Source organism: Mycobacterium sp. 360MFTsu5.1 (assembly GCF_000383495.1).
GTDB classification, from domain to species: Bacteria; Actinomycetota; Actinomycetes; order Mycobacteriales; family Mycobacteriaceae; genus Mycobacterium; species Mycobacterium mucogenicum_B.
In genome coordinates, this window is the sequence record NZ_KB911479.1 from 64,691 (window position 1) to 72,708 (window position 8,018).

General features: G+C 65.8%; 7 protein-coding genes. All 7 read left to right on the top strand.

Annotated features, from left to right (window positions below; genetic code table 11):
* Positions 1-35: 35 nt before the first annotated feature.
* Genes H289_RS0128475 through H289_RS0128505 form a run of 7 tightly spaced genes read left to right on the top strand, consistent with a single transcriptional unit; the run spans position 36 to position 7,962 of the window.
* On the top strand, positions 36-809 hold the full coding sequence (locus H289_RS0128475; RefSeq protein ID WP_029105877.1) for an MlaE family ABC transporter permease: 774 nt from the start codon (positions 36-38) through the stop codon (positions 807-809).
* A 7-nt stretch (positions 810-816) separates the two neighbouring features.
* Positions 817-1,671: an ABC transporter permease gene (locus H289_RS0128480; RefSeq protein ID WP_020104270.1), complete on the top strand. Its 855-nt coding sequence runs from the start codon at positions 817-819 to the stop codon at positions 1,669-1,671.
* A 3-nt stretch (positions 1,672-1,674) separates the two neighbouring features.
* Positions 1,675-3,108, top strand: coding sequence for an MCE family protein (locus tag H289_RS0128485; RefSeq protein ID WP_020104271.1), 1,434 nt, complete (start codon positions 1,675-1,677; stop codon positions 3,106-3,108).
* Positions 3,109-3,147: 39 nt separating this feature from the next.
* Positions 3,148-4,173 carry a virulence factor Mce family protein gene (locus H289_RS0128490; protein WP_020104272.1) on the top strand — a complete coding sequence of 342 codons (1,026 nt, stop codon included), beginning with the start codon at positions 3,148-3,150 and terminating at the stop codon, positions 4,171-4,173.
* Positions 4,170-5,510, top strand: coding sequence for an MCE family protein (locus tag H289_RS0128495; protein ID WP_036421753.1), 1,341 nt, complete (start codon positions 4,170-4,172; stop codon positions 5,508-5,510). Before H289_RS0128490 ends, H289_RS0128495 begins: the two co-directional genes overlap by 4 nt.
* Complete coding sequence (locus tag H289_RS0128500) at positions 5,507-6,811, top strand: MCE family protein (protein ID WP_020104274.1); 1,305 nt, start codon at positions 5,507-5,509, stop codon at positions 6,809-6,811. Before H289_RS0128495 ends, H289_RS0128500 begins: the two co-directional genes overlap by 4 nt.
* Positions 6,808-7,962 carry an MCE family protein gene (locus H289_RS0128505; RefSeq protein ID WP_020104275.1) on the top strand — a complete coding sequence of 385 codons (1,155 nt, stop codon included), beginning with the start codon at positions 6,808-6,810 and terminating at the stop codon, positions 7,960-7,962. Before H289_RS0128500 ends, H289_RS0128505 begins: the two co-directional genes overlap by 4 nt.
* Positions 7,963-8,018: the final 56 nt, after the last annotated feature.

Here is an 8,018-nt window from a genome sequence, read left to right on the forward strand (position 1 = left end):
AATTCGGCGCAACGGTTGGAAAGTGCGGGCGACAAATGGTAGCGATTGCTCGCACTGCGGCTAAGCCGGTTACTTCACTGGGCGGCTTCTTCGCCATGACGTTCGACACTTTCGTGCAAATGTTTCAGCCGCCGTTCGCATGGCATGAATACGTCATGCAGACGTGGTTCGTGGCGCGCGTGTCGGTGCTGCCGGCGTTGCTGCTCACGATGCCGTTCGCGGTGCTGCTGACATTCACGTTCAACATTCTGCTGACCGAATTCGGCGCAGCCGACTTCTCCGGCACCGGCGCGGCGATCGGCACGGTCAACCAGATCGGCCCCATCGTCACGGTGCTGGTCGTGTCGGGCGCGGGCGCGACGGCGATGTGCGCCGACCTCGGGGCGCGGACCATCCGCGAAGAACTCGACGCGTTGCGGGTGATGGGCATCAACCCCATTCGTTCGCTTGTGGTGCCGCGCGTGTTGGCCGCCACCACGGTGGCGCTGGCGCTGTCGGCCACGGTGATCCTCGTCGGCCTGACCGGTGCGTTCCTGTTCTGCACCACGGTGCAGCACGTCTCGCCCGGTGCCTTCGTCGGCGGCCTGAACCTGCTCACCGGTCCCGGGGACATCATCGTCGCACTCATCAAGGCGACGCTGTTCGGCATGGCCGCCGGCCTGATCGCTTGCTACAAGGGCACTTCCGTGCGCGGCGGCCCCGCAGGTGTGGGGAACGCCGTCAACGAGACCGTGGTCTTCACCTTCATGGTGCTGTTCGCGATCAACGTCATCGTGACCGCGGTCGCGATCCAGTACACGGTGTCGTGAGGGAGAAATGACTGTCGACGTCCCCAGCCGCAGGTTCCCGCGGCTCGACAAACTGACCAAGAGCTCGGCCGCGCGCTGGAACCGTATCGGTGAACAGGGCGCGTTCTATTCGCACGCCATCGGCTCGATTCCCGATGCGGTCGTCAACTATCGCGCGGAGCTGCTACGGCTCATCGCCGCAACAGGATTGGGCACCGGCGCGCTCGTCGTCGTCGGTGGCACCGTCGCGATCGTCGGCTTCCTGACGATGACAACGGGTGCCCTCGTGGCGATCCAGGGCTACAACCAGTTCTCATCCGTCGGCTTCGAGGCCCTCACCGGGTTCGCGTCGGCGTTCCTCAACGTCCGGATGATCGTGCCGGCGACCACGGCTGTCGCGCTGTCGGCCACCATCGGCGCCGGCGCCACTGCGCAGATCGGCGCCATGCGGATCAACGAAGAGATCGACGCGCTCGAGGTGATCGGCATCCGCAGCATCACCTACCTCGCGTCCACCCGGGTGCTGGCTGCCGTGGTTGTGGTGATCCCGCTGTACTGCGTCGCGGTCATGATGGCGTTCTTCGCCGCGCGCATGGGCACCACCACCGTCTACGGGCAGGGCGCGGGTGTGTACGACCACTACTTCAACACGTTCCTCAACCCGAACGACCTCATCTGGTCGTTCGTCCAATGCGTCGCCATCACCGTCGTGATCATGTTGGTGCACACCTACTTCGGGTTCGCCGCCTCCGGTGGTCCGGCCGGCGTCGGCGAGGCGGTCGGCCGTGCGGTGCGCCTGTCGATGGTGATCGCGGCCGTCGAGATCGTGTTCATCTCACTGGCCATCTACGGCCAGTCCGGCAACTTCAACATGGCAGGTTAGCCGGTGGAAGCGCGCACGGGAGATCGCCGGATCTCGAACTCATGGTGGGCCCTGATCCTGATCACGGCTGTGGTGTTGTTCATGGTGGTGACCACGGTCATCTTCACCGGCGCCGCGAAATCCTATGTGCCCGTGACGGTCATGGCGGACCGCGCGGGTCTGGTGCTGGAGACCAACGCCAAGGTCAAGATGCGCGGCGTGTTGGTGGGCCGGGTCAGTCAGATCGACGTGAGCAATTCGGGGGCGACCCTGCAGCTCAAGCTGGACCCGGACCAGGTGAAGTACATCCCCGCCAATGTCGGTGCGCAGGTGAGTGTTACGACGGCGTTCGGCGCCAAGTTCGTCGACCTGGTCTATCCCTCGTCGCCCAGCGGCAGCCGGCTGGCCGCCGGCGCGGTGCTCAAATCCGTGCACACCACCACCGAGGTCGACACCGTCTTCGAGAACATCGTCAACCTGCTCGACATGGTCGACCCGGCGAAACTGAACTCGGTGCTGAGCGCTGTTGCTGAAGGCGTCCGTGGCCAGGGTGAGCGAATGGGCCAGGCCACAACCGATCTCAACGAGGTGCTGACGGCGCTCAACTCGCGCTCGGACAAGATTCGTGACGACTGGCGGTCGTTCAAGCAGTTCAGTGACACCTACGGTGCGGCCGCCGACAACATCGTGAAGATCCTCAACGCCGCCAGCACCACCAGCAGCACGGTGACGGGCAAGGCCAAGGCGCTCGACAGTCTGCTGATGAACGTCATCGGATTCTCCGAGGCCGGAACGGATCTGCTGGGTCCGAACCGGGACAACCTCGTCGACGCGATCAACGGGCTGGAACCCACGACGAGTCTGCTGCTCAAGTACAGCCCCGGGTACACGTGCTGGCTGGAGGGCACCAAGAAGTTCCTCGACACCGGCGCCTGGGGCGTGTTCGGCGGGGCCGACGGCCGCTCGCTGATCCTCGATGCGACGCTGCTGCCCGGCAAGAACCCGTACGTGTTCCCCGACAACCTGCCGATCAACGCGGCCAAGGGTGGACCTGGCGGGAAACCCGGCTGTGGCTCGTTGCCCGACGTGGCCAAGAACTTCCCCGTGCGGCAACTGATCACCAACACCGGATGGGGCACCGGGCTCGACATCCGGCCGAACCCGGGCATCGGCAGCCCCTGCTGGGGCCAGTGGTTCCAGAGCACCCGCGCAGTGCCTCAGACGCCGAGCATCCGGCAGTGCCTGCCGGGGCCAGCTCCCGGCCCGATCCCGTACCCCGGGGCACCGCCGTACGGCGCACCGCTGTACGGACCCGGCGGGGTACCGCTGTGGCCGGGCGTGCCGCCCGCGCCGCCGAATCCCGCTGACGCACAAACGCAATCGGCACCGGCGCCCGCCGAGGCTCCGCCACTGCCGGCGGAAGCCCCCGCGTTGCCTGCCGAGGCGGGCGGGAACTGACCGTGATGACCAACCAACGATCGAGGCAGGAGGGAAGCCGTGGAGAACCTTAGAGGCACGCTGCTGCGCCTGTCGGTCTTCCTGTCGGTATGTCTGCTCGGCACCGTCGCCCTCTGGGCGGTCTTCGCCGACCTTCGATTCGACGAGGGGCACACGTACTTCGCCCGCTTCGTCAACGTCTCGAACATGAAGAAGGACAGTCACGTTCGCATCGCCGGAGTCGAGGTCGGCCAGGTGAAGGACGTGTCGATCAACCGCGATTCGACGGTGACGGTCGAATTCACCGCCGACAGTTCCGTCGTGCTGACCGAAGGCAGCCGCGCGGTGATCCGGTACGACAACGTCGTCGGTGACCGGTTCCTGGCTCTCGAGGAAGGTGCCGGCGGCACCAAGAAGCTCAACCCGGGAGACACCATCCCTGTCGACCGCACGCAGCCCGCACTGGATCTCGATGCCGTCATCGGTGGCTTCCGCCCGTTGTTCTCTGCGCTGAGCCCCGACAAGATCAACGATCTGAGCGGACAGCTGATCCAGGCGCTGCAGGGACAGGGTCCGTCGATCGGCTCGTTCCTGGCGCAGGCCGCGGTGGTCACCAACACCCTGGCCGATCGCGATCAGTTGATCGGGCAGGTCGTCACCAATCTCAACACGGTGCTGACGTCCTTCGGTGGCAAGAGCGACAAGCTCGACAAGGCCGTGGTGTCACTGTCGCAGTTGGTCGATCGCCTGGCACAACGCAAGACCGATGTCTCGAATGCCGTGGCCTACACCGATGCGGCCGCCAATTCGATCGCCGGCCTGCTGACCGAGGCCCGGCCGCCGTTGGCCAAGACGGTGCACGAAGTGGACCGCACCGCGGGGATCGTGCTGGCCGACCACGATTATTTCGACAACTTCCTCAACACCCTGCCGGACAAGTACAAGGCACTGTCCCGGCAGGGCATCTACGGCGACTTCTTCAGCTTCTACCTCTGCGACGCGGTGCTCAAGCTCAACGGCAAAGGGGGACAACCGGTTTACGTGAAGGTGGCCGGACAGAGCACGGGACGGTGCACACCCAGATGAAACCTTTTGCCGAGCGAAGTCATTTCGCCCTGGGCGCGATAGGCATCAGTGCTGTCGTGGTGGTCGCCACGGTCGCGCTGCTGTTCCAGAAGATCCCGTTCGTCAGCGGCACGACCACGTACTCCGGGTACTTCGAAGATGCCAGCGGACTGCACACCGGTGCGCCCGTGGACATCTCGGGTTTTCCGGCGGGCCGGGTCGCCAGCATCGACCTCGACGGTCCGCGCGTGCTGATCAAATTCACCGTCGACGACGACGTGCACCTCGGGGAGCGCACCGAAGCCGCCATCAAGACCAAGGGTCTGTTGGGCAGCAAGATGCTCGAGGTCGTCCCCAAGGGCGACGGTGACCTCAAGGGCACCATTCCACTCGAGCGGACCGTGTCCGCCTACCAGTTGCCGGACGCCCTCGGTGATGTGACCAACGCGATCAGCGGGCTGGACACTCATCAGCTGTCGGACTCGTTGGCCACCGTCTCAGAGGCTTTCGCGAACACCGCCCCCGATCTGCGGGACGCGGTGAACGGTATCGCGCGATTCTCCAAGACCCTGAGCGATCGCGACGCACAACTGCGGAGCCTGCTGGACAACGCGTCGAAGGCGACGACGGTGCTGGCCAAGCGCAGCGACCAGGTGGTGAGCCTGGTCAAGAACACCAATGCGCTTCTGGTGCAACTGCGTTCGCAGAGCGCCGCCGTGAGCCGGTTGTGGAACAGCCTGTCGTCGGTCTCACAGCAACTCAAAGGGCTGATCGCGGAGAACAAGACGCAACTGCGGCCGGCGCTGGACAAGCTCAACGGCGTCGTGGCGATGCTCGACAACCGCAAGGAGCGGCTGCAACAGGCCGTCAAGGGACTGAGTCAATACGCTCTGGCACTGGGCGATGCGGTGAGCTCGGGTCCGTTCTTCAAGGCGTACATCGTCAACCTGTTGCCGGGCCAGTTCGTGCAGCCGTTCGTCGACGCCGCATTCTCGGACCTCGGGGTGGATCCGAACACGAAACTGCCGTCGCAGCTTCAGGATCCGCAGACCGGGCAACCGGGCACCCCGCCGCTCCCGGTGCCGTTCCCGCGCACGGGTCAGGCCGGCGACCCGCGACTGACCATTCCGGGCGCGATCAGCGGCAAGCCCGGCGATACCGCTTGTGGCCCACCGGGAATCCCGTTGCCCGGGCCGGGCTGCTACCCGCTTCGCGAAACGCAACCGGCCCCGCCGCCGGGTGGGCCGCCACCCGGACCGCCGGCGCTCGCGCCCGGGCAGACCGCCATGCCGGAACCACCCAAGACCCCGCCAGTACACGTGTCGGATCCCGTTGAGCCGCCAGGAGGACAGCCATGAGCAAGCTGTCTACCCGCCTGCTCGTCGTCGCGGCCGCGGTGGCCCTTGTCGTGGGCGGCGGTTACTTCGCGGTGCAGGCGTTCCAGCGCGCGTCACGCAACGAAGTGGTGGGTTACTTCCAGAACACCAATCAGTTGTTCAAGGGCGACGACGTCCTGATTCAAGGGGTGCCGGTCGGCAAGGTCGAGAAGATCGAACCGGGGCCCGAAAAGGTCAAGGTCACCTTCTGGATCGACGACAAGTACAAGGTGCCGGCCGAGGCCAAGGCCGTGATCCTGTCGCCACAGCTGGTGACCGGCAGGGCAATTCAGCTGATCCCGCCGTACCGGGGCGGGCCGACGCTGCGCGGCGGCGCGGTGATCCCGCTCGATCGGACCGCGGTGCCGGTGGAGTGGGATCAGGTCCGCACCCAGTTGCAGCGAGTGGCCGATCTGCTCAAGCCTGATCAGCCCGGCGGGGTCAGCACGCTCGGTGGTTTCATCAATACCGCTGCCGACAATCTGCGGGGGCAGGGCGCCAGCATCCGGGAATCGGTGATCCGCCTGTCGCAGGCGGTCTCGATCGTCGGCGACCACAGCAACGATCTGTTCTCGACGTTCAAGAACCTCTCGATCCTGGTGTCGGCGCTGCAGGACAGCACCGGCTTGCTGGAACGGCTCAACACCAACCTGGCCGAGGTGACCGGATTGCTCGCCGACGATCCGGGCAAGGTCGGGCAGGCGCTGCACGACATGAGTGCTGTCGCCGACGATGTGCGCTCCTTCGTCGCGGACAACAAAGAAGCCGTCGGGACGGCATCGGACAAGCTGGCGTCGGTCAGCAGCGCGATCGTGGGCAGCCTCGACGACATCAAGCAGGTATTGCATGTGGCGCCAACGGCATTGGCGGACCTGAACAACATCTACGAGCCCGCGGTCGGTTCGCTGACCGGCGTCCTCGCGGTCAACAACTTCGCCAACCCGGTCAGCTTCATCTGCGGCGCCATCCAGGCCGCGTCGCGCCTCGGCGCAGACCAGTCGTCGAAGTTGTGCGCGCAGTATCTGGCGCCCATCGTCAAGAACCGGCAGTACAACTTCCCGCCGCTGGGCGAGAACCTGTTCGTCGGTACCCAAGCGCGGCCCAATGAGGTTACGTACAGCGAGGATTGGATGCGCCCCGACTATGTGCCGCCGTCGCGGCCCGCTGCCCCCGTGGCACAGCAGGCGGCTGCGGCGCCCGTGCCGGCGGCCCCCCAGACCGTGGCCACCGACGCCAACGCCGGCCTGGCCGGCATGATGACGCCGCCGGGAGGTGGGTCATGAGCCGCCTGCGTACCGCCGCCGGCTGCACCCTCGCGGTCCTGACGCTGCTGGCCTCGGCCGGCTGCTCGGGGTGGCGCGGCGCCAACAGCCTGCCGCTGCCCGGCACCGAGGGTGGGGGACCCGGAGCCTTCGAAATCCAGGCGCAGATGCCCGACGTCACAAACCTGCAAGAGAATTCGCGGGTGCGAGTCTCCGACGTCACGGTCGGCACCGTCACCAAGATCGAGCGACAGGGCTGGCACGCGTTGGTCACCATGCGGCTCAACGGAGATGTGAAGGCACCGGCCAACTCGACCATCAAACTGGGTCTGACCAGTCTGCTGGGCACGCTGCACATCGAGCTCGGGCCGCCCAAAGACGGACGGCCACAAGGACAGTTGCACCAGGGGTCGGTCATCCCGCTGGCGAACAGCGGCAGTTTCCCGTCGGTCGAGCAGACGCTGTCAGCGGTGTCGATGGTGCTCAACGGCGGTGGCATCGGCAACGTCCAGGACATCACCGAGGCCTTCAGTACGGCGTTCCACGGGCGTGCCGAGGATCTGCGGAGCCTCATCAAGCAGCTCGACACGTTCACCGCGAACGTCAAGGATCAGACTCCTGACATCATCGCGGCTTCCGAGAGCCTGAACGTCGTCGTGGGCAAGCTGGCCGCGAGCCAGCCGGTGCTGGACCGGGCCGTCGACACCGTCCCCGAAGCGCTCGCGGTGCTCAACGGTGAACGGGAGAACCTGGTCAAGGCCGCCGACAAGTTGAGCAAGTTCGCGGCGCTGGCTGCGGACACCGTGGACCGGTCAAAACAGAACGTGATCAAGGAATTACGTGATCTGGGGCCGACGCTCGAACAGCTCGCCAACGCCGGGCCGGCCATGACGCGGGCGTTGAGCTTCATTCCCACGGTGCCGTTCCCGAGCGACACCATCGAGAAGTGGCAGCGCGGCGACTACGCGAACCTCACCGCGATCGTCGACCTCACCCTCAGCCGCATCGATCAGGCGTTCTTCACCGGTACCCGCTGGGAGTGCGACCTGACCGAGCTGGAACTGCAGTGGGGCCGCACCATCGGCCAGTTCCCCAGCCCGTGCACCGCCGGCGGGCCGAACAACCCGGGTAATCCGCTGACCATTCCGTACCGCTGGGATCAGGGGCCGTAAATGCATCTCGACAAACGCGTGAGAATTCAGCTCGCGATCTTCGCCCTCGTCGCCCT

Bases quoted from the DNA above. Each gene is read 5' to 3' on its own strand.
- H289_RS0128495 (WP_036421753.1), top strand. From the start codon at position 4,170: ATGAAACCTTTTGCCGAGCGAAGTCATTTCGCCCTGGGCGCGATAGGC.
- H289_RS0128480 (WP_020104270.1), top strand. From the start codon at position 817: ATGACTGTCGACGTCCCCAGCCGCAGGTTCCCGCGGCTCGACAAACTG.
- H289_RS0128505 (WP_020104275.1), top strand. From the start codon at position 6,808: ATGAGCCGCCTGCGTACCGCCGCCGGCTGCACCCTCGCGGTCCTGACG.
- H289_RS0128475 (WP_029105877.1), top strand. From the start codon at position 36: ATGGTAGCGATTGCTCGCACTGCGGCTAAGCCGGTTACTTCACTGGGC.
- H289_RS0128500 (WP_020104274.1), top strand. From the start codon at position 5,507: ATGAGCAAGCTGTCTACCCGCCTGCTCGTCGTCGCGGCCGCGGTGGCC.